Below are 21,655 nucleotides of genomic sequence, written 5' to 3'. Positions count from 1 at the left end.
GCCCACCCAGACCAGTGGGGCTTGTACGCCGAAGGGAAGTTGTTCGCCATGACACACACCCAGGAGACCATCAACTACGTCTTCGACTTCGCCGATGGAAACATGGACCAGAAGGACCTGCTCGGTGGCAAGGGGGCGAACCTCGCCGAGATGACCCGCATCGGGCTACCGGTGCCACCAGGCTTCACCATCGCCACCACAGCCTGCAAAACCTACCTGGCCACCGGTGACACCCCAGCTGGGCTGGCCGAGGAGATCTCCGACCATCTTCACCGGCTGGAGAACGTGCTGGACCGCCGGCTCGGTGACCGTGACGATCCGCTGCTGGTCTCCGTCCGCTCGGGCGCCAGGTTCTCGATGCCGGGCATGATGGAGACGATCCTCGACATCGGGCTGAACGACGAGTCGGTCCACGGCCTGGCCAAGCAGTCCGGTGACGACCACTTCGCCTGGGACTCCTATCGGCGTCTGTTGCAGATGTACGCACGGACGGTTCTCGATCTCCCCGACGCTGTGCTGCAGCCGGCCCTGGCAGCCGAGTTCGCCGAATGGGGTGTCAGCACACCAGAAGACCTCCCTGCCGCCGCGATCGAGCGGACCTGCGAACTCTTGAAGCGCGTCATCGCCGAACACTCCGGCAGCGCCTTCCCCCAAGATCCGCTCGTGCAGCTCGATCACGCCGTCCGTGCGGTGTTCAGCTCGTGGTCGACCGCACGCGCCACGCTCTACCGACGGCAGGAACACATCGCCGACGACCTGGGTACGGCGGTCAACGTGATGGCGATGGTCTTCGGGAACCGTGGCGGCGATTCCGGTACCGGCGTCGCTTTCACCCGCGACCCGGGTTCGGGAGCGACCGGCGTCTACGGCGACTACCTGCAGAACGCCCAGGGCGAGGACGTGGTCGCCGGCGTACGCAACACGGTTCCCCTGGCGCAGCTCGAGATCATCGACCCGGCGAACTATGCACAGCTGGTGACCGTGATGGCCACCCTTGAGCACCACTATCAGGATTTGTGCGATATCGAGTTCACCATCGAGCGCGGCCGGCTGTGGATCCTCCAGACCCGGGTAGGCAAGCGGACCGCCGCGGCAGCGTTCCGGATCGCAACGCAGCTCGTCGACGAAGGTGTCATCACTCTCGACGAAGCTCTGCTGCGGGTGACCGGCGCGCAGCTCGGGCAGCTGATGTTCCCTCGCTTCGCCGCCGATCACGACCAGCCGGTGCTGGTCAGCGGAGTCGGAGCCTCGCCTGGCGCAGCCGTCGGAGTCGCGGCCTTCGACTCGGACGCCGCCCAGCGATTCGCGAGCAAGGGACGGCCGGTGATCCTGATCCGGCGTGAGACGAACCCCGACGATCTGCCGGGCATGATCGCCTCGAAAGGCATCCTCACGACGCGCGGTGGAAAGACCTCCCATGCCGCAGTCGTTGCCCGCGGCATGGGAAAGCCCTGTGTGTGCGGCGCGGAACAGCTGGTGGTCGACGTCGAAGAACGTATGGCCACCGCACCCGGTCAGGTCGTCATCCGCGAAGGCGATCTGCTGTCGCTGGACGGCCTGACCGGTGTGGTCTACCGCGGCGAGGTTCCGGTCGTCGCCTCACCCGTCGTCGAGTACTTCGAAAGCAGTGCGGACCTCGAGGGCGCCCAGGAGGTCGTCAAGTCGGTCGACCGGATCCTTCGCCACGCGGACCAGCGACGCACGCTCGGTGTGCACGCCAACGCGGACACTCCGACGGACGCCCAGCGCGCCCGCCGGTTCGGCGCGGAAGGCATCGGCCTGTGCCGCACCGAACACCTGTTCCTCGGCGCGCGGCGGCAATTCGTGGAGCGCCTGATCCTCGCCGAGGGGCCGGCCGAACAGCAGGCCGCTCTGGATGAACTGCAGCCACTGCAGCGAGCCGACTTCACCGAGATCTTCCGTTCGATGGACGGCCTGCCGGTCACCATCCGGCTCATCGACCCTCCACTTCACGAGTTCCTCCCCGACCTGACCACCCTGTCCGTACAGGTTGCGCTCGCCAAGGATCACGGTGAGCACGACGCCGACACCGAACGGCTGCTCGGCGCGGTACGGCGGATCCACGAGACCAACCCGATGCTGGGACTCCGCGGCGTACGGCTGGGCATCGCGATCCCCGGCCTGTTCGCCATGCAGACCCGGGCCATCGCCGAGGCTGCAGCCAGGGTGAGTTCCGAGGGGGTGGACGTCCGGCCCGAGATCATGGTGCCGCTCGTGGCCAGTGACCAGGAGATGGTGCTGGTCCGGGCCGAGATCGAGCGGGTTCTCGCCGAGGTCTCGGCGGAGACGGGCGGCGCCGTCACCGCGCGGATCGGGACGATGATCGAGGTTCCACGAGCTGCTCTCAGCGCGGCGAGCATCGCCCGCCACGCCGACTTCTTCTCCTTCGGGACCAACGACCTCACCCAGCTGACCTGGGCCTTCAGCCGAGACGACGTAGAGGCATCTGTCTTCCCCCGCTACCTCGACGCCGGCATCTTCGCGGTGTCACCGTTCGAATCGCTCGACCGTTCTGGCGTCGGCAGGCTGGTCCAGCTCGCGGTGGACGAAGGGCGCAAGGCCAATCCCGACCTCGTCATCGGCGTCTGCGGGGAACACGGTGGAGACCCGGACTCGATCGCATTCTTCGCCCAGGCAGGTCTCGACTACGTCTCCTGCTCGCCCTTTCGCATTCCGGTAGCCCGACTCGAGGCCGGCCGGGCCGCGATCGCAGCCCGATCAACGACCAGCGACACCCGCTGACATGGCCAGACCTGGAGATCCACTGCGGACCGAGCTCGCCCGCTGGGAGCGGGAGCTCGCGGCGCTCGAGGACGAGTACACCGGCGAAGGCTGGACTGAACCGGAGAAGCTTCTGTACACACTGCAGCGGACCGCCTCCATCTATCGGCGCGAAGTACTCCCCCGGACCATGGCCGATGGCGCCCTGAGCCAGCCGGCGATCCCGGACAGCGAGGCGCCCGCAGCGCTGAGGGTCTACAGCGCGGTCATCACCGATGAGGTCACGCAGTTGGTCGACCGGCTGGAGGAGCTTCGGCTCGATCTGATCAGGCGCGGGCAGACAGCCCAGCTGGAACTGCGCGCTGTCGAGACCCTCGCTGCCCTGCGAGCCCTGGGCAAGGTCGTCCTGCGCTTCGGCCGCGAGTTCGAGATCCCAAGGTTGTCCGTCCACCCGACGACGGAGCAGTCCGAACAACGCACCACCACAGCGGTCCATGCCGCCGAAAGGGAGCCCCGATGACCACGACCAGAGCCACCGAGCCGCTGCTCGACCGAGACGAAGTCGGTTTCCTGATCCGCGCGGCCGGCACCGCGCCGTCGATGCACAACACCCAACCGTGGCGTTTCGAGATCAACGGTCCGGTGATCGACGTGATTCTCGACGCCGACCGCAGCCTGCCGGCCGAGGACCGGTCAGGCCGGCTGATCCTGATCGGCCTGGGCGCCGCCACCTTCAACCTCCGCGTGGCCGCCGCGACGCTCGGCTACGACACCACGTTCGCGACCGAGCCCGATCCGGACCGGCAGGACATCGTCACCCGAGTCTTCCTCGGCAGCCGGCAGACCCCGGCTCCACCGCTGGCGAGGCTGTACGGCGAACTCGGCCGGCGCCATACCTATCGCGGGCCGATGACACCGATCAGAATCCCGGCAACGGTATGCCAGCTCGTCGTCGCGGCAGCCCGCTGCGAGGGAGCCGACCTGAGCTGGCTGAGCCAGGCCGGAAACCAGCGGCTGGAAAGCATTCTGAGACTCGCCGACGACCTGGACCTGCACGACGAGGATCGCCTGACCGAGCGGGAGCAATGGGTCGGCGGCGAGCGCGTCGTGGACGGGGTACCAGTGGAAGCCCTGGGCTCACTGCCCACCAGCGCGGCGATGGTCCGTGATCTGTCGGCCGGCTTCGAGCGGTCCGATCGCGGGACCGCCGCATTCGAGCATCAACCGCTGATCGGCATCCTCACCACGCCAGGCGATCGGCCCTCCGAATGGCTCCGGGCCGGAATGGCGCTACAACACGCACTGCTCACCGCGACGTCGTGCGACCTGGCGGCATCGTTCCTCAACCAGGCGCTCGAGTACACCCAGCTGCGATCCCAGGTGCAGGAACTGGTCGGCAGCGACATCCGTCCCCAGCTGATCCTCCGCTTCGGCTTTCCCGCCGAGGAAGGCACCGACACACCACGCCGCTCCTGGCCGCAAACCGTCACAGAGTGGCACTGACGTCTCCACCAACTCCGACTACGGGTCGTAGTACTGGGGAGCGCCCCGCAAGGGGTCGCAGTCGCTCCTCAGCCGAACTCCTAGTGCCGTGGCGGCCGGCTTTTCACACCCCGACCGGCGTGTGAAGGCCAGCCGCACGATGGGCGGGCTAAGGCGTCCTGGGCCGCCCCGCTACCCCGTCATCATCGCCTTCACGGCGCAGCACTGATCAGGACGGGTTCGCAGTCGGGCACCGCCGCCGCCGTCAACTCGAGGCCGACCCAAGGGGTGACCGACAGGTGATCGATCCCGCGGACCTCTCGGTAGAGGATGGCCCGGTCTGTGAAAGCCGAACCCCAGCAGCGTTTGCAGGCAGCCAGCAGAGTGTGGTCACCCTTGACGTGGAAGAAGATCTCCTGGGGACCGGTCAGGAACTCGTCGAGTAATTCGTCGGCCGCGACACAGCCCACGGTCAACTCGGCCTCGGGTCCGCCGAGCTCGTGGTACCCCTGTGCGATCGCATCGGCCACGCCAGGGGCGACCGCCGCGTCGAAGAACGCAGTACGGATGAACGCTCCGACAGCGACGAGGTCAGCTCCCTCGCGAAGCCGACGGATCTGGGTCGCGATCAACGGACGCAGCCTGGCCGCCCGGACGAACTCGCGGTACGCGGCGTCGGTCGTCGTGAAGCCTGCCCGTGCGGTCTCCCAGTGGACGTACGGCGAGTCAGCCATCACGACACTGCTCCAGCCGGCGCGCTGAGTCCCCGGGCGACCAGCTCGGTCAGGTCGAGGAGACGGCTGGTGTAACCCCACTCGTTGTCGTACCAGCCGAAGACCTTGATGAGGTTGCCGTTCGCCTGCGTCAGGGGCGCGTCGAAGATGCATGATGACGGGTCGCCGATGATGTCGTGGGACACGATCGGGTCCTCGTTGTACCGCAGCAGGCCCTTCAGATAGCCCGATGCCGCGTCGGCGAAGGCCTCGTTCACCTGCTCAACCGTGACCGGCTCGGCCAAGGACACCACCAGATCGGTGAGTGAACCGTCCTCGAGCGGGACCCGGACCGAGATGCCGTCGATCTTGCCTGCCAGCTCAGGGATGACCTGGCCGACGGCCTTCGCGGCGCCGGTACTGGTCGGGATCATGTTCACCGCGGCCGAACGCCCACGCCGCAGATCCTTGTGCGGCGAATCCAGGGTCACCTGGTCGTTGGTGTAGCTGTGGATCGTGGTCATCAGGCCGTGCTCGATCCCGAAGGCCCGATGCAGCACGGAAACCATCGGCGCGACGCAGTTCGTCGTGCAGGAAGCGTTCGAAATAATGTGGTGCTCGGCCGGGTTGTAGGTGTCCTCGTTCACGCCGAGCACCAGCGTCGCGTCGACGCCCTTGCCCGGAGACGACAGCAGTACCTTGCGAGCGCCCGCATCGAGGTGCGCGGCGGCTGCCTCACGCGTACGGAACCGCCCGGTCGACTCGATCACGATGTCCACGCCGGCCCCGCGCCAGTCCAGCGCTGCAGGGTCCCGTTCCGCGGTCACCCGGATCGTCTTTCCGCCGACGGTGATGCTGTCAGCAGTGTGTCCGACGCGTTCCGGCAGCACCCCGTACGTCGAGTCGTACTGCAGCAGGTTCGCCAGCGTGGCCGGGTCGGCGATGTCGTTGATCGCCACCACCTCGACAACCTCCGTGCCACGCTCCAGCGCACCTCGGAGGAAGTCCCGCCCGATCCGCCCGAACCCGTTGATCCCTACTCTGACAGTCATCTCTTGTCTCCTCGGCCGCAACGGCACTTCGCTGAACGGGACGCCGTTCGAGCGTCTCTACAGTTCTTCATTCCAGCCCCCGGGCGGCCGGACGATCAGTGCCGAAGGTCCTCAGTAGCAGGGACGAGGGACCACTTCGAGTCCCGCTCGACGCGCATGACGGCCGAGGCGACTACTCCCCCTACTTGCTGACTTGCAAAAGTTTGCAATTCAATACATGATGAAGTCATCAGACGATGTGGAGGCTGCTCGTGGGCGAGGGTGAGTTTGCGATGGACCTGCGACGCCGCGTGCATGAGGCGCGGCAGGCGTTGGATCAGGCCCGGTCCGAGGGTGACTTCTACGCGGTCGACGTACGCACGGGCGAGCTCGACAGTCTGTTGAGGAGCGCGATGGAAAACGGCGTCGACGTCAGCACCGCTCAAACCGCTGCGGCCGACCAGCGTGGTGAGCGATGAGCAGTACGGCGATGGTTCCGCTGTATCAGGCCAAGGCAGAGTTTTTCCGGATGCTCGGCCACCCGGTGCGGATCCGGGTGCTGGAGCTCCTGCAGGGCGGTCCGCGACCGGTACGTGACCTGCTGGCCGAGATCGCGATCGAGCCGTCGAGCTTGTCGCAGCAGCTCGCCGTGCTGCGCCGGCACGGAATCGTGGTGTCCCGTCGGGACGGATCGAGCGTGGTCTACGAGATCGCCAGTGGTGATGTCGCCGAGTTGCTGCGCACCGCTCGCCGGATCCTGACGACCTTGATCACGACCCAAGGTGAGTTGCTCGCGGAGCTTCGCGAGGCCGAGGCCACGACTCGATGAGCCGTTCGTCGTCGCGTGTCTGGCAACGGACACGGTCGCTGCTCCCTGCCCGCGACGACCTGGCCGCGATGCTGCACCAGCCCCGCCGCGACCTGATCGCCGGACTGACTGTCGCGATCGTCGCGTTGCCGCTCGCCTTGGGTTTCGGTATCTCGTCCGGCCTGGGCGCCGCGGCCGGGCTCACCACCGCAGTGATCGCCGGCGCGCTGGCTGCGGCGTTCGGTGGCTCGAACCTGCAGGTCTCCGGCCCGACCGGCGCGATGACCGTCGTGTTGGTGCCGATCATGCACACCCACGGCGCCGCCGGGGTGCTGACCGTCGGACTCATGGCCGGGCTCATCCTCATCGGCCTGGCCATCGCCAAAGCAGGCCGCTACATGGCGTTCGTCCCCGCCCCCGTCGTCGAGGGGTTCACCCTCGGGATCGCGGCCGTCATCGGCCTGCAGCAGATACCAACCGCCCTCGGTGTCCACCCACCCGACGGCGATCAGGTCGCCGTTGTCGCCGCCCGTTCCGTGGCGGCCTTCGCCACGCACCCGCAGTGGGCCGCAGCCGCGACCGCGGCCCTCGTCGCGGTCGCCATCCTGGCCGGTGGACGGCTCCGCCCGGCCGTGCCGTTCTCCATCCTTGCGGTCGTCGTCGCGACCGTCGCGACCGAACTGGCCGGCCTCGACATCGCCCGGATCGGATCGCTGCCCTCCGGGCTCGCCGCCCCGTCTCTGTCGTTCATCGACGTGTCAGCGCTGTCATCGCTGGCCGGGGCGGCGCTTGCCGTCGCGGCGCTGGCGGCACTGGAATCGTTGCTGTCGGCAGCAGTCGCCGACGGCATGGGCGTCAGCCACCGCCACGACCCAGACCGCGAACTGTTCGGCCAAGGCATCGCCAACCTCGTCGCCCCGATGTTCGGCGGCGTACCTGCCACCGGCGCGATCGCCCGGACCGCGGTCAACGTCCGGTCCGGAGCCAGTTCACGCCTGGCCGCGCTGATCCACGCCGCAGTCCTCGCAGCGCTCATCTACACCGCCGCACCCCTGGTCGAAAGGATCCCCGTCGCGGCCCTGGCCGGCGTACTGCTGGCCACAGCCATTCGGATGGTCGAGGTCGGCTCCGTGCTGGCAATGGCGCGCGCCACCCGCTCCGACGCCATCGTGTTGGCCCTCACCGCGATCGCCACCTTGGCCCTCGACCTGGTCAAGGCCGTCATCCTGGGCCTGATCGTGGCCGGAGCGCTGGCGCTCCGAGCGGTCGCCCGCAGCGCCACCCTGCGCCAGATGCCGCTCCATCCCGACTTGCCCGGCGACCACACCACCGAAGAACGCGCCCTGCTGGACCAGCACATCGTTGCCTACCGCATCGACGGCCCCCTGCTCTTCGCCGCCCACCGCTTCCTCCTCGAACTGTCCGAGGTCGCCACCGTCTCCGTTGTCATCTTGCGGATGTCAGCCGTCAGCGCGATCGACGCCAGCGGCGCCCTCGTCCTCAAAGACGCCATCCAGAAACTCCAGCGCCGCGGTATGACCGTCCTCATCTCCGGCATCCGCCCCGGCCACAACCGGCCGCTCGCCGCGCTCGACGTCATCACCCAACTCCACGCCGCCGGCCACGTCTTCCCCAACACACCCGACGCCATCCACGCCGCCCGCGCCCACCTGCACAGCAACGGCATCCTGCACCACACCACGGCAGAACCTGACATCGCTGCCCCAAGCAGTAACTCGTGACGCTCGCGGGCAACAACACCAATCAGCACACCGCGCCTACCATCACCCGCCGCCAGGTCGGCGACTGGACAATCGTCGAGATCAAGGGCCCCCTCAACTGGCCGTACGCCGTACGGCTCGCCAAGCAGCTAAAGCCGTGTGCCGGCGAAGACTCGTCCAGATTCCAGCTGGACCTTCTCGGCGTCACCAGCCTCGACCACACCGCAATCGCGATCATTGCGAGCACCGCAGCCCACCTCGCCGCCAGGCAAACCGAACTACGGATCATCGCCACCAGGGCGCAGCGCCGCCGGCTACCCCGGACAGCCGGAATGCACCACATCCAGGTCCGCGGCCCAGATTGACAAGATCAGGAAAGTCCGGGGTCGTGTTCCCGGCGATGTCCAGAAAGCTTCAACCTCTCCGATGCCGGGACCGAGCCATGAACCAGGACTCCATGCCGAACGCTTCACACTCGAAGTGGCGCAGCGACCCGTCGCGGCGAAAGGGCCTGAAGATCGACACTGTCCAGCGCTGGGTCGCATCCGTCATCTTCATCCACATCGGCGGATCACCAACCCTCGCGCTGGCCGCCTACAGCCCACACCTCGAGCACGCCAAACACTCCTCCGGGGTCGGCCTGTGGGTGATGTGCGGCGTCACCGGCCTGGCCACCGCGACAAGCGTCCTACTCATCCACGGCCGACGCCCACTCTCACCATGGCTCATCCTCGGCATCCTCCCGATGGCGATCTCAGCCTTCTACGTCTTCTAGCCAACCACCGCCGACGCTGACGCTGAACCCGAGACGGCTGTCGGGATCGTTGCCGCAACGCTGGTTGGCCCGGAATTTGGGGCGCCCGGCGATCGGGGTGCCGTCGCATGAGCGGGCGACGGAGGAGGCCTCGTACCAGGGCGGGTGCGAGCTGGCGGCGAGCGCGCGACGCAGGCGCGAAGGGAGGCGCGGGCGTGGGGAACCACGGTTGTCCAACGCAAAACGAAGGCCCGGACCTGTTGGTCCGGGCCTTCAAAAGTAGCGGGGGCAGAATTTGAACCTGCGACCGTCCGCCGGTGTTACAGCTAGCTTTTTAGGTAAGGGTTACCTAATATGATCCCGGGTCCCTGCGTCGATGGAGTGCGGCCTCATCACCGGAAGAAGATCGGAAAGGCCCGCTCTCAGCATGCCGAAGACCTCGCGCCGTCTCACGGTGCACCCCCTGACCCTGCGGGAGGTCGAGGTCGTTCGGGTGATGGACCTGACACCGGGTATGCGGAGGGTCACGCTGAGCGGCGAGCAGCTCCGCGAGTTCACCTCGGCGAACGGCTTCCCGCAGCCGGCCTTCGACTCCCCTGGATTCGATGACGACATCCGTCTGGTGTTCCGTTACCCCGGCCATGCCGAGCCGGTGCTGCCGGTGCAGCCGGAGAAGGGCGTAGACCTGCCGAGGAACCCCCGGCCCCTGTCGAAGGTCTACACGGTGCGTCGCTGGGACCCCGAGGCCGGCGAGCTGGACGTGGACTTCGTCAGGCACGGCGTCAACCACACACACCGTCGGATGGGCACCACCGTCCACGAACTCGTACCCGCCGGCACCCACTGACCTCCCGTTCCCACCTGAAGAAGAAGAGGAAGAGCACACCCATGACCACGACACCCCTGAGACGGCGCGGCGCGGCCCTGACCGCCGCGGTCCTGAGCATCGCGCTCGTCCTCACGGCCTGCGGGAGCTCCGACGACAACGCCGGCGACAAGACTGGCGACAACGCCGCCAAGACCCGCACCGTCAAGGCCGGCAACGGCGACATCACGATCCCCGCCGACCCGCAGCGGGTCGTCACGATCGGCAACACGGACCTGCCGCTCATCGACATGGGTGGCGCGCCGGTGGGCGTCACCGGGGTGGCCGAGTCCGAACTCAGCTTGTTGCCGCCGGAGCAGCGAGCAACGTTCGAGAAGGCCACGAACCTCGGTGACGAGGTGGACCTCGAAAAGGTCGCCAGCCTCAAGCCGGACCTCATCCTGGTCCAGATTCCCGATACCGAGTTCAAGAAGATCGAGAAACAACTCGGGACGATCGCCCCGACAGTCTTCTGGGGGCTCGACACCGAGTGGAAGGCACTCGCCGAGGGGCTCGCGGAGGCCGGCAACGTGACAGCTACGCTCAGCCAACAGAAGGCGGACTTCGAGGGACACGTCGCCAAGATGAAGCAGACGTACTCGGACCTCATCAAGAACACCAAGTTCGTCAATCTCGACCGCTACGCGAACTCCGATCCCGGGACGTACGTCATCGGCGACATCGGGTGCGTCGAGATCGCCCAGAACGACGTCGGCCTGAACTTCCCCAAGGCGGCCGCCGGCAAGGACCCGTTGGCCTACGCGTCCTTGCCTTTCGAGCAGCTCGCGAAGCTTTCCCAGTACGACGTGATCACCTACCCCGCCGATTCCAAGGGCCAGCCGACAGCGGTCTTCGCGCCGGTGGCCGACACCAACACCTGGAAGGCGCTGCCGGCCGTGAACACCGGTCGTGCGCTCGGCGTCTTCTGCCCCGGCAACAACTCCTACGGTGCCGTACTGCGGTACCTCGACTCGCTCGACAAAGCACTGGCGACCCTCCCCGCCAAGAAGTGACTGACCTCGCCCTGCAACGACCCACCGATCCGGGCACCGTCAGGGTGTCCGGATCGCGTCGTCGTCTGATCGGCCTGGTCGTCGCGCTCATCGTGCTGCTGGCGTTACTGGTGGCGAGCGTGATGATCGGGTCGACGGCCATCACGCCCGCTGTGGTGTGGGATGCCCTGTTCCATCCCTCGGACAACATCGATCAGTTCGCGATCCGGGACTTCCGGCTGCCGCGCACCGTCGTCGGGCTGGTCGTGGGCACGGCACTGGGGGTCGGAGGGGCGTTGATCCAGGCGCTGACCCGCAATCCGCTGGCCGATCCGGGCATCCTCGGAGTGAACGCGGGCGCCTCCTTCGCGGTGACGGTCGCCGTGGGGCTGCTCGGAGTCCGCGACATTCAGAGCTACATGTGGTTCGCCTTCGCCGGAGCGCTGATCGTCACCCTGATGGTGCTCGCCCTCGGGTCGACCCGACGCGGCCAGTCGCCGGTGATGATGGTTCTCGCCGGGGTCTGCGTCGGCGCGGTGCTCGGTGGTGCTGGTTCGGCCCTCGAGCTGACCAACCCGGACGCCTTCGACGCGATGCGATCGTGGAACGCCGGTTCGATTGTGAGCCGCCCGCTCGACCTGGTGTGGCCGATCCTGCCGTTCTTCGCGATCGCGCTCCTCTTGGCCTTCGCGGTGTCCGGCCCGCTCAACGCCATGGCCCTCGGCGACGAGCTGGCCGTCGCCCAAGGCGTCCGGCTGGTCCGCACCCGGGTCCTCGCGATCATCGCGCTGACCCTGCTCGCCGGCGGCGCCACCGCGATCGCCGGGCCCATCGGCTTCGTCGGCCTGATGGTGCCGCACGTCGCGCGCTGGATCGTCGGCCCGAACCAGCGCTGGATCTTCGCCTACAGCGTGCTGCTGGCCCCGAGTCTGCTGCTGGCCTCCGACATTCTCGGGCGGGTCGTGATGCGGCCCGGCGAGATCCCCGTGGGCATCGTCACCGCCTTCGTCGGCGCCCCCGTGCTCATCGCGCTGGTGCGGCAGAAGAAGGCGAGCGGGCTGTGAGCGCGCGCAGTGGACTCGATCCGCACGCTGGTTCCTCCCGGACTGCCTGGTCGCCGGAAATGCGTCGCGTGGACTTCGGGCGGCGGGTGCTGGTGCTGCGGCGCCGGAGGGTCGCGGTGCGGTTCGAGTGGCGCTCGGTCATCGTCTGCTCGGTCCTCGCACTGGCGGTCGCCTGTATGGCTGTGCTCGCCCTGATGACCGGCTCGTACCAGCTCAGTCCAGGACAGGTGGTCTCCTCGCTGACCGGTGGGACGACCGGGCTCGTCCACGACATCGTGGTCGAGTGGCGGCTGCCCCGCGTGGTAGCGGCGCTGGTGTTCGGCGCCGCGCTGGGGGTGAGCGGGGCGGTCTTTCAGTCGACGCTGCGCAACCCGCTCGCCGACCCCGGCATCATCGGGTTCTCCCAGGGCTCCTACACCGGGGCGCTGATCGTGATCCTGCTTGTCAACGGCACCTACTGGCAGTTGGTCGGCGGAGCGCTGGTCGGCGGAATCGCTACGGCCGTCGCCGTGTACCTGCTCGCCTACCGGCGAGGCGTGCAGGGGTTCCGGCTGATCATCGTAGGCATCGGCATCTCGGCGATGCTCGGTTCGACCAACACCTGGCTGATCCTCAAAGCCGATCTGGATGAGGCGATGGCCGCCGCGACCTGGGGTGCCGGGTCGCTCAACGGCGTCTCTTGGCCCCAGGTCGTCACCGGCGGCGCTTGCATCGCCGCACTCCTGCTGCTGGCTGCCCTGTCGAGCCGGTCGATGCGGCAGCTGGAGCTCGGTGACGATGCGGCCGCCGCCCAGGGAGTGCGGGTATCAGCGGCTCGTCTCGGGCTGATCGTGCTGGGGGTGGCATTGACGGCGACGGTCACCGCCGCCTCGGGCCCGATCGCGTTCATCTCCCTGGTCGCGCCGCAGATCGGACGCCGGCTCACCCGCAGCGCGGGGATCACCCTCGCTCCCGCCGCCTTGGTCGGCGCACTGCTCTGTCTGACGGCTGACTACCTCGCCCAGCACGTCGCCCCAACCCCGTTGCCGGTCGGCATCATCACCGTCATGCTCGGCGGTGGCTACCTCGGCTGGCTGCTGATCACCGAAGCCAGGAGACGCCTGTGAGCACCCACGCCAGCACCATCAACGGTCTTGCGGCAGCGGGAGACGCACCCATGTCCACTCCGTCCCCCAGCGGCTCACGACTCCACGTGGAGTCGGCGACGATCGGCTACGACAAACGCGTCATCTCCCGCGAACTGTCCGTGGCGATCCCCGACGAGTCGTTCACAGTGATCGTGGGTCCGAACGCGTGCGGCAAGTCCACCCTGCTCCGCGGCCTTTCCCGGCTGCTGAAACCGTCGGCCGGGCAGGTCGTTCTCGATGGCGCCGACATCAACTCCTTCAAGACCAAGGAGGTGGCGCGGCGGGTCGGGCTGCTGCCGCAGAGCTCCATCGCCCCCGACGGCATCACTGTGGCCGACCTGGTGGCCCGGGGCCGGTATCCGCATCAGGGGTTCGCCCGGCAGTGGACCCAGGCCGACGAGCAGGCCGTAGTACGGGCGATGGACCAAACTGCGGTCACCGACCTGTCCGGCCGTCTGGTGGACGAGTTGTCGGGTGGTCAGCGGCAGCGGGTGTGGGTGGCCATGGCGCTCGCGCAGCACACCGACATCATGCTGCTCGACGAGCCGACCACCTTCCTCGACATCACCCATCAGATCGAACTGATGGAACTGTTCACCGACCTGCACCACGTCGGCCACACCCTGGTCGCCGTGCTGCACGACCTCAACCAGGCCGCCCGCTATGGCACCCACCTGATCGCCATGAAAGAGGGCCATGTCGTCGCCGAAGGCCCGCCGGCTGAGATCGTGACCGCCGACCTCGTGCACGAGGTCTTCGGACTGCGCTGCCTCGTCGTACCCGATCCGGTCGCCGGTACCCCGTCAGTGGTGCCCTTGGGCCGTGAACGCCCACCGGCGGCGCCCCCAACCGAACCGAGATGACTCAAGAGAAGTGGGTGTGCTTCCGTTGACGGCTTTTGACCGTGTGGAGTTGACTGCGAGCCAGCGAGGCAACTGGGTAGCACGCAGCCTTGCTCCCGAGTCTTCGGTGTTTTGTGCGGGTCAACTGATCTGGCTGGACGGTTCGGTCGATCCGGCCGTGTTCGCGTCCTCGGTCAGTGCTGTTTTCTCCGAGACCGATGCGCTACGGGTACGTTTCAGCGACGACGACGGCGTCCCTTTCCAGTACGTCGACACCGCGACCACGCTGTCGACAGAGATCGTCGATGCGGGCCATGACGACGATCAGATCCGGGCGATGGCCCGCGAACAACTCACCGGAGCACCCGCCACTACCGGTGAGCCGACGACGTCTTCGACTCTGGTCCGTCGCAACGACGGGACCTGGGCATGGATCCTTGTCACCAACATCCTCCTCGTCGACGGCTACAGCATTTCCCTCTTCATCCGCCGCGTCGCCGAGGTCTACTCCGCAGCACAAGCAGGCGATCCGGTCCCGGACCGCTGGTTCGGCACCCTGAAAAACGTCACGGAGCACGGCGATTCCAGCACCGAAGAAGGTGTCGCATATTGGAGCGGCATCCTCGGGATCGAAAGCGCCGGCCACGAGAGCGCGGAAGACCTTTCCGGAGTCTTCGTCTCCTCAAGCCACCCAGTTGTCGTCCCGACACCCGACGACACCTATTCGAAGGTCCAGCAGTTCGCTCGCACTGCCCGGGTTTCCTGGACTGATTCCCTGATCGCCCTCTGGGGCGTTTACACCGCCCTGGCCGACAGCCGCGACTACGTAGCCGTCCGCGTTCCCCTCATGCTGCGAGACGACCGCGAATCACTGAAAACACCCAGCGCGATCTCAAGAGCAATCCCGGTGGTCGCCGAGATCAACCCATACCAAACCTTCGCCGATGTCCTCGATGTCGTCGCAGACCAGTTGAAGACCTCGCGGCGCCACACAACCGTCGAAGACCACCAGATCGCCCGCTCATGGCCGGGCGGCCAGGCCTCATACCTCACGCTCCCCACGATCAACATCAGACTCTTCGAATCAACACCGCGCCTAGGCGACATTGACGCGATCCCCGAAACAATCAGCACCGGCCCCGTCGGATCACTCGACCTCGCGATCTACCGCAACCCGGAGACCGGAATCCGGCTAGAGATCTCCGCAGGCTCCGATACCAGCGACCCACTCCTGCACGCCCAACAGTTCAGCGACTTCCTCAACGCTGCCCTTGACGGGTCTCCGGCCCAGACCCTGCACGAACTGAGCACCGGACTCACACCCGATCCGTCGTGGCCGCAAGGCGAGACGCTCGATGTTCCCGGGGCGACTGTTGATGCGCTGGTACGCCGGCAGGTAACAGCGAGCCCGGACATGGTCGCGGTCGTCGCCGATGACGGCACCGAACTTACCTATGGCGAACTTGATGCGCGGGTCAACGCTCTCGCCCATCTCCTCATTGAAGAGGGCGTGCAGGTCGGAGACCGGGTCGCAGTCGCTATGACACGCTCGGTCGACCTGGTGGTAGCACTTACCGGAGTCATCCGGGCCGGAGCGGCCTACGTGCCGATCGACCCGGGATACCCCACCGAACGCATCAAACACATCCTCGACGACGCCACACCCAGCGTGGTGATCACAGACCACCACATCACCGAAACACATCAACAAGTACTGGGCGACTATCTCGCACCAGTACTCAGGATCGACGACCACGAAGTACAGCTACACCTGGCCACCGGCCAGAAAACCACCTCCGTTCCAGCCCGGCCATTGAACGACCTCGACGCGGCCGTCGTGATCTTCACATCCGGCACGACAGGCATCCCGAAAGGAGTCGCCCTCACGCACCGCGCGCTCGCGAACCGCCTCGCATGGGGTCAGCAAGTGCTGGACTACAAGCCGGACAGTGTGGCGCTGTCGAAGAGCGGCATAGGTTTCGTCGACGCCATGACCGAACTGTTCGGGCCGATGATCGCCGGCACCCGAATCGTGGTCGTGCCAGCAGAGACCGCCCAAGACCCAGCCGCTCTGCTGGACACGATCGCCCGACACCACGTCACACACTTGCTGACCGTGCCCAGCCTGGCCGACGTCCTCGTCCGACACGATGACGCAATCTCAGCGCTGGCCTCGGTCCGGTACTGGATTTCTTCCGGTGAAGCGCTCACCCAGAGCACCGCGAACACGATGCGAATCGCTGCACCACAAGCAGAACTGCACAACTTCTACGGATCCACCGAAGTCACCGGCGATGCAACAGCGGCCGTCATCACCGACAACCCCCCGATCGGTGCTCCGGTGGCAAATACGACGACGCGCGTTCTCGACGCGTGGTTGCGTCCAGTACCGGCCGGAGTGACTGGAGAGCTCTACCTCGGTGGGGTGCAACTCGCGGACGGATACGTCGCACGCGCAGGCCAGACCGCCGACCGATTCGTCGCCGACCCGTTCAGCGACGACGGCGCACGGTTGTATCGCACCGGCGACATGGTCCGGTGGAACCCACAAGGACAACTGGAATACCTCGGCCGCAGCGACGACCAAGTCAAAATACGCGGACACCGCATCGAGCCCGCCGAAATCCGCGCCGTCCTCGAACAACACCCAGACGTATCAGGTGCCGCAATCGCCGCTCTGGATCACCCGGCCGGCGGAAAACACCTCGCCGCATACGTCACCACGACCAGCACTGAGGATGCGGTGCTGTTCGACGCGCTCCGCGCGCATCTCGCACGATCGCTACCCGACTACATGGTGCCCACAACGTTCATGCGCCTGGACCGATTTCCGGTCACGGCCAACGGGAAACTGGATCGCCACGCACTGCCGCAACCAGACCTGACCGCAGATGTAGCGGACGGCCGGCCACCCGAAACCGACACCGAGATCGCCCTCGCCGGCATCTTCCGCGACGTACTCCACCTCGACAACAACACCGACCTCGGCGTCGACAACGACTTCTTCCGCCTCGGCGGACACTCACTACTAGCGACACGAGTCGTCGCACGAGCCAACGCACTGCTCGGCGCCGCACTGACACTCCGCGATGTCTTCGACCACCCCCGCATCAACCAACTCGCCCACATCGCCGACAACACCACCACAACCACCACCACCGCGGAATCCCGAACACGAGTCGGTGAACTACCACGCCCCGCCGTGCTACCCGTCTCCTACGGACAACAAGCCCTGTGGCTGATCGATCAGTTGGGTGGGCCGGGTGGGCGGTATGTGGTGCCGGTGGTGCTGCGTTTGCACGGCGATCTGGACCCTGATGTTCTGATCACGGCGGTACGGGATGTGGTTTCTCGTCACGAGGCGCTGCGCACACTCCTGGTGGAGAAGGACGGCACGCTACGTCAGGTCGTCATTCCAGCGAATGACGCGGCCGACCGGCTCTCTCTGCTCGTTGAGGATGTCACGAGCGTGGATGCTGCCGGCGTCGATGCGCGGGTGAGCGCGGTGGTGCAGGCCGGGTTCGATCTCGCGGTCGATCTCCCGATCCGTGTCGCGCTGCTACGCACCGGCGATAACGACTGGGCGCTCGTTGTCGCGGTACATCACCACGCAGTGGATGAATGGTCGTTTCCGTCGCTACTGGGCGACCTGTCGACCGCTTATCAGGCGCGGGCCGCGGGGCAGGAGCCGGGATGGCTGCCATTGCGGGCGCAGTACGCGGACTACGCGATCTGGCAACGCGACGTCCTGGGTGCGGCGTCGGATTCGGGTTCACTGCTTTCCCAGCATCTGGCCTATTGGCGTGACGTCCTCGCGGATGCGCCCGAGGAGTCCGCGATCACTCCGGACCGGGCCCGACCGGTGGCACCGACCCACCGCGGTGCGGATCTACGGTTCACCATCGATCCACAGGTGGTGACCGGCCTGCGACAGGCTGCGGATGAGCAGGGCGTGTCCATGTTCATGACTCTCCAGGCCGCGACCGCGTTGACCGTCTCGGCGCTGGGCGCCGGTGCGGACGTGGTGATCGGTTCACCGGTCGGTGGACGCACCGAGGACGGCCTGGAAGACCTGGTCGGATACTTCGTGAACACACTGCCGATCCGCCATCGGTTCCACGCCGGTGACTCGATCGCCGACGTTCTGCAGAACACCAAACGAACGGTGCTCGGCGGGTTCGAGCACCAGGCCGCGCCCTTCGAAGAAATCACCCGTGCGCTGGGCACCGAGCGATCCGTTGGCCGTAACCCCCTCTTCCAGATCATGCTCACCCACCGCGTCATCGAAAGCCGCCGCGCGGGCGGCCTGCAGATCGGGAATGTCAAGACGACACCGACTCCCGCGGCGGTCGGCGCGGTCAAGACCGATCTCGACCTTGACATCTTCGATTCGCTCAACGAGCTGAGCGGGAAACTCGCTTACGCGACCGAGCTGTTCGATGGCGCTACTGCTGAGCGGTTCGTTGTCGTCTTCAAGTCGGTGCTGGAGGCAATCGCTACTGGTCCAGAGGCGCGGGTCGGTGATCTGGACCTGTTGCTCGCACCGGAGTTGCAACAACTCGATGCGTGGTCGTGTGGTGAGGCGCTCGATCTTCCCGAGGCGACTCTTGACGAGTTGGTACGCCGGCAGGTCGCGGCGAGCCCGGACGCGGTCGCGGTCATCGCCGATGACGGCACTGAACTGACCTATGGCGAACTTGATGCGCGGGTCAACGCTCTCGCCCACCTCCTCGTTGCGGAGGGCGTGCGGGTCGGGGATCGGGTCGCGGTCGCACTGCCGCGCTCGGCCGATCTGGTGGTCGCTTTGGCTGGGGTGATCCGGGCCGGGGCGGCGTATGTGCCGATCGACCCCGGCTATCCCGCCGAACGCGTCAAGTACATCCTTGCGGACGCCGAACCACGTGCGGTGATCACAGACCGGCACACCGCCGGTGTTCATCATCACGTGCTCACCGATCATCCGGTGAACACCCTGTTCATCGACGACGAATTCGTGCAGCAACACCTCGGTGCCGGCGTGATCGACCCACCGCGGTTCTTGCGTCCGCTGCTCCCGACGGATGCGGCGTACGTGATCTTCACTTCCGGCACCACCGGACGCCCCAAAGGCGTTCAGATCAACCACCAGGCAATAGTCAACCGGCTGTGGTGGATGCGTGATGTCTACCAGATCGGTACGCCGGATCGGGTGCTGTTGAAGACCCCGTTCACGTTCGACGTGTCGGTGTGGGAATTCTTCTTACCGCTGGTTACCGGCGCAGTGGTGATCGTGGCGCAGGACGGCGGACACAAGGATCCACAGTATCTGCTCGAAGTCATTGATCGTCGCGCAGTGACGGTCACTCATTTTGTGCCGTCGATGCTGCAGGCCTTCCTCACCTCGGCCCCGGACCGAGCGTCGGTGGCTTCGGTACGCCGAGTGTTCTGCTCAGGCGAGGCATTACCCGTGTCACCCGCGGCCGGTGCCGTTGCGCTGTTCGAGAACGCGGACCTGCACAACCTCTACGGGCCGACGGAGGCGGCTGTGGATGTGACCGCTCACCCGGTGGTTCAGGCCGAGCTTGTCGATGCGGCGGGGGTGCCGATCGGTGTTCCGGTGGCGAATACGACGACGCGTGTTCTTGATGCCTGGTTGCGTCCGGTGCCGGTCGGTGTGGCGGGTGAGCTCTATCTGGGTGGGGTGCAACTCGCCGATGGATATGTGGCTCGCGCGGGCTTGACCGCCGGTCGCTTCGTGGCTGATCCGTTCAGTGCCGACGGTACGCGGTTGTATCGCACAGGCGATGTCGTGCAGTGGAACTCCGAGGGGCAGTTGGAGTACCTCGGCCGCAGCGACGATCAGGTGAAAATCCGCGGATACCGGATCGAGCTTGGCGAAATCCGCGCGGTCCTCGAGCAGTATCCAGGGGTATCGGGTGCGGCAGTCGTCACCTTGGATCACCCGGCCGGCGGACAGTACCTCGCGGCATACGTGACCACTGCCGGCACCGCGAACGCCGAGGATGCAGTGCTGTTCGACGCACTCCGCGAGCACCTCGCCCAGTCGCTGCCGGACTATATGGTGCCCGCAACGTTCACACGCCTGGACGGATTCCCGGTGACGGCGAACGGGAAACTGGACCGCAACGCGCTGCCACAACCGAACCTGGCCGCAGGCACAACCGATGGCCGGCCACCCGAGACCGACACCGAGATCGCCCTCGCCGGCGTCTTCCGCGACGTACTGCACCTCAGCGACGACATCGACCTCGGCGTGGACAACGACTTCTTCCGCCTGGGTGGCGACAGCATTTCCGCGGCACGACTCGTTGCCTACGCTCGTGAGCACAAGCTGACGTTCAAGCTGTCTGATGTGTTCGTGCGGCGTACTGTCGGCGCCCTCGCTGCGCTGCTTGCGCCGTCGACGCACGGCGCCATTTCGGCCGAGCCGGTTCTTGTCCCAACGCCTGCTGCCCTCGAGCGCTTACGCGAGATGGACACTGCACCCGATGAGTACGTCTTTACTGAGCCCATCAGCTTGCCCGCGCAGTCGACGAGCGAATCGGTCGTCTCGTCTTTCCGCTCACTCGTCGCTACCACGGACGCGCTTCGCCTATCAGTTGACGCGACCAGCCGGCGACTCTGGTTCACCTACCTCCTACCTCCGGAGACGGTCCAGCCCCAGACTGTGGATTTGACGGCCGAGACAAACACCAACGTTGACGCAATCAGGTCGGCCGCCGTTGATCTCCTTGATATCTCGGCCGGCCGCCCGGCTGCCCTCGCCTACGCACACAACGCCGAACAAACGGTTGCAGTGCTCGCCGTCCACGCGGGAACCGTCGACCGAGCCTCGCTGCACCGGCTGGCGGAGGCACTTCAGCAGTCCGTGTCCGGCGTAGCAGAAGTGTCCCGCCCACCAGCGCTCGTCCCTGCGCTCGAAGCCATCGAAGCAGCCGGCGAGGCGGTTGCTACGGACGGCCTCGATCGCTGGAAGGGCCTCCTCGCCCGAACACAGAGGATCGACGACCCCACCTTTGCTGCCGGCACCGTCTCCGCCTTCTGCTGGGACAGCTCCCTGACCGAAGACGTCGTCAGCAAAGCCATCCGCAACGCGCTCCACTCAACAGGAATCGCACGACTGATCGGCGGCGTGGTCGACGAAGACGTCCCGCTGATTCCCGGCAACAGCACGATGTCAGTCGGTCCGTTCACCGCGGCCGCCACCATCGCTCTCGACGAGGCCGAGCCGACCAGAACCGCCGAGCTGGCGCTGCTGCGCTACCACAACAAGGCCGGACGCAGAGCATTGCGGCGTAACCCCTCCCCCGCGGTGATCCTCACGCGGGTCTATGGGCCGGACAGCGGATCACCAACCCCAGAAGGCACCGAGCAGCTGTATCGCGCGGTGATCCGATATCACCTCGCCCCGGACAGAACCACAATCGCTGTCCTCGGCTTCGCGGAAAAAGTAGCCACCGAGCTCCGAGAAGCTCTTGCAGCGGAAATTTGTTAGGTTAGGCAATGCTAAGGAT

General features: G+C 66.4%; 16 protein-coding genes. 14 read left to right on the top strand and 2 right to left on the bottom strand.

Annotation, left to right across the window (positions count from 1 at the left end; all coding sequences use genetic code 11):
- Window positions 1-48 precede the first annotated feature (48 nt).
- Genes ppdK through G3I17_RS11915 form a run of 3 tightly spaced genes read left to right on the top strand, consistent with a single transcriptional unit; the run spans window position 49 to window position 4,245 of the window.
- Window positions 49-2,763, top strand: a complete 2,715-nt coding sequence (gene ppdK / locus G3I17_RS11925) for a pyruvate, phosphate dikinase (protein ID WP_164596018.1) — start codon at window positions 49-51, stop codon at window positions 2,761-2,763.
- A gap of 1 nt (window position 2,764) precedes the next feature.
- Window positions 2,765-3,262 carry a hypothetical protein gene (locus G3I17_RS11920; RefSeq protein WP_164596017.1) on the top strand — a complete coding sequence of 166 codons (498 nt, stop codon included), beginning with the start codon at window positions 2,765-2,767 and terminating at the stop codon, window positions 3,260-3,262.
- Complete coding sequence (locus G3I17_RS11915) at window positions 3,259-4,245, top strand: hypothetical protein (RefSeq protein WP_164596016.1); 987 nt, start codon at window positions 3,259-3,261, stop codon at window positions 4,243-4,245. The genes G3I17_RS11920 and G3I17_RS11915 overlap by 4 nt, the downstream gene beginning before the upstream one ends.
- Before the next feature lie 191 nt (window positions 4,246-4,436).
- Here G3I17_RS11915 and G3I17_RS11910 read toward each other — a convergent pair whose 3' ends face one another.
- Entirely contained in the window at window positions 4,437-4,958 is a 522-nt protein-coding gene (locus tag G3I17_RS11910) for a PEP/pyruvate-binding domain-containing protein (RefSeq protein ID WP_164596015.1), read from the bottom strand.
- Window positions 4,958-5,989: a type I glyceraldehyde-3-phosphate dehydrogenase gene (gene gap / locus G3I17_RS11905; protein WP_164596014.1), complete on the bottom strand. Its 1,032-nt coding sequence runs from the start codon at window positions 5,987-5,989 to the stop codon at window positions 4,958-4,960. Before gap ends, G3I17_RS11910 begins: the two co-directional genes overlap by 1 nt.
- Before the next feature lie 272 nt (window positions 5,990-6,261).
- On the opposite strand from gap, the gene G3I17_RS11900 reads away from it, so the two are divergent.
- The 11 genes from G3I17_RS11900 to G3I17_RS11850 all read left to right on the top strand — a co-directional run bounded on the left by G3I17_RS11900 (window position 6,262) and on the right by G3I17_RS11850 (window position 21,636).
- On the top strand, window positions 6,262-6,447 hold the full coding sequence (locus tag G3I17_RS11900; RefSeq protein ID WP_164596073.1) for a hypothetical protein: 186 nt from the start codon (window positions 6,262-6,264) through the stop codon (window positions 6,445-6,447).
- Complete coding sequence (locus tag G3I17_RS11895) at window positions 6,444-6,797, top strand: metalloregulator ArsR/SmtB family transcription factor (RefSeq protein ID WP_239062401.1); 354 nt, start codon at window positions 6,444-6,446, stop codon at window positions 6,795-6,797. The genes G3I17_RS11900 and G3I17_RS11895 overlap by 4 nt, the downstream gene beginning before the upstream one ends.
- On the top strand, window positions 6,794-8,518 hold the full coding sequence (locus G3I17_RS11890; RefSeq protein ID WP_164596013.1) for a SulP family inorganic anion transporter: 1,725 nt from the start codon (window positions 6,794-6,796) through the stop codon (window positions 8,516-8,518). Before G3I17_RS11895 ends, G3I17_RS11890 begins: the two co-directional genes overlap by 4 nt.
- Window positions 8,515-8,862, top strand: coding sequence for an STAS domain-containing protein (locus G3I17_RS40665; RefSeq protein WP_164596012.1), 348 nt, complete (start codon window positions 8,515-8,517; stop codon window positions 8,860-8,862). The genes G3I17_RS11890 and G3I17_RS40665 overlap by 4 nt, the downstream gene beginning before the upstream one ends.
- Window positions 8,863-8,939: 77 nt before the next feature.
- Complete coding sequence (locus G3I17_RS11880; RefSeq protein WP_164596011.1) at window positions 8,940-9,272, top strand: hypothetical protein; 333 nt, start codon at window positions 8,940-8,942, stop codon at window positions 9,270-9,272.
- Between the two features lie 406 nt (window positions 9,273-9,678).
- Window positions 9,679-10,098 (top strand): siderophore-interacting protein, encoded by a 420-nt coding sequence (locus G3I17_RS11875; RefSeq protein WP_203590027.1) that lies wholly within the window; start codon window positions 9,679-9,681, stop codon window positions 10,096-10,098.
- Window positions 10,099-10,139: 41 nt separating this feature from the next.
- A complete protein-coding gene (locus tag G3I17_RS11870; protein ID WP_164596010.1) occupies window positions 10,140-11,129 on the top strand; it encodes an ABC transporter substrate-binding protein in 990 nt (329 codons plus the stop codon).
- Window positions 11,126-12,172, top strand: a complete 1,047-nt coding sequence (locus tag G3I17_RS11865; RefSeq protein WP_343238270.1) for an iron chelate uptake ABC transporter family permease subunit — start codon at window positions 11,126-11,128, stop codon at window positions 12,170-12,172. The genes G3I17_RS11870 and G3I17_RS11865 overlap by 4 nt, the downstream gene beginning before the upstream one ends.
- A 59-nt stretch (window positions 12,173-12,231) precedes the next feature.
- Window positions 12,232-13,278 (top strand): iron chelate uptake ABC transporter family permease subunit, encoded by a 1,047-nt coding sequence (locus tag G3I17_RS11860; RefSeq protein WP_164596009.1) that lies wholly within the window; start codon window positions 12,232-12,234, stop codon window positions 13,276-13,278.
- A 50-nt stretch (window positions 13,279-13,328) separates the two neighbouring features.
- Window positions 13,329-14,162 carry an ABC transporter ATP-binding protein gene (locus tag G3I17_RS11855; RefSeq protein WP_164596070.1) on the top strand — a complete coding sequence of 278 codons (834 nt, stop codon included), beginning with the start codon at window positions 13,329-13,331 and terminating at the stop codon, window positions 14,160-14,162.
- A complete protein-coding gene (locus G3I17_RS11850; protein WP_343238269.1) occupies window positions 14,122-21,636 on the top strand; it encodes an amino acid adenylation domain-containing protein in 7,515 nt (2,504 codons plus the stop codon). Before G3I17_RS11855 ends, G3I17_RS11850 begins: the two co-directional genes overlap by 41 nt.
- The last annotated feature ends 19 nt before the right edge of the window (window positions 21,637-21,655 follow it).

Origin of the sequence: Streptomyces sp. SID13031, from assembly GCF_010548305.1 — a bacterium.
Taxonomy (GTDB): Bacteria; Actinomycetota; Actinomycetes; order Propionibacteriales; family Kribbellaceae; genus Kribbella.
Note: the sequence above shows the minus strand (reverse complement) of the source record. Positions and strands in the feature narration are given on the sequence as shown.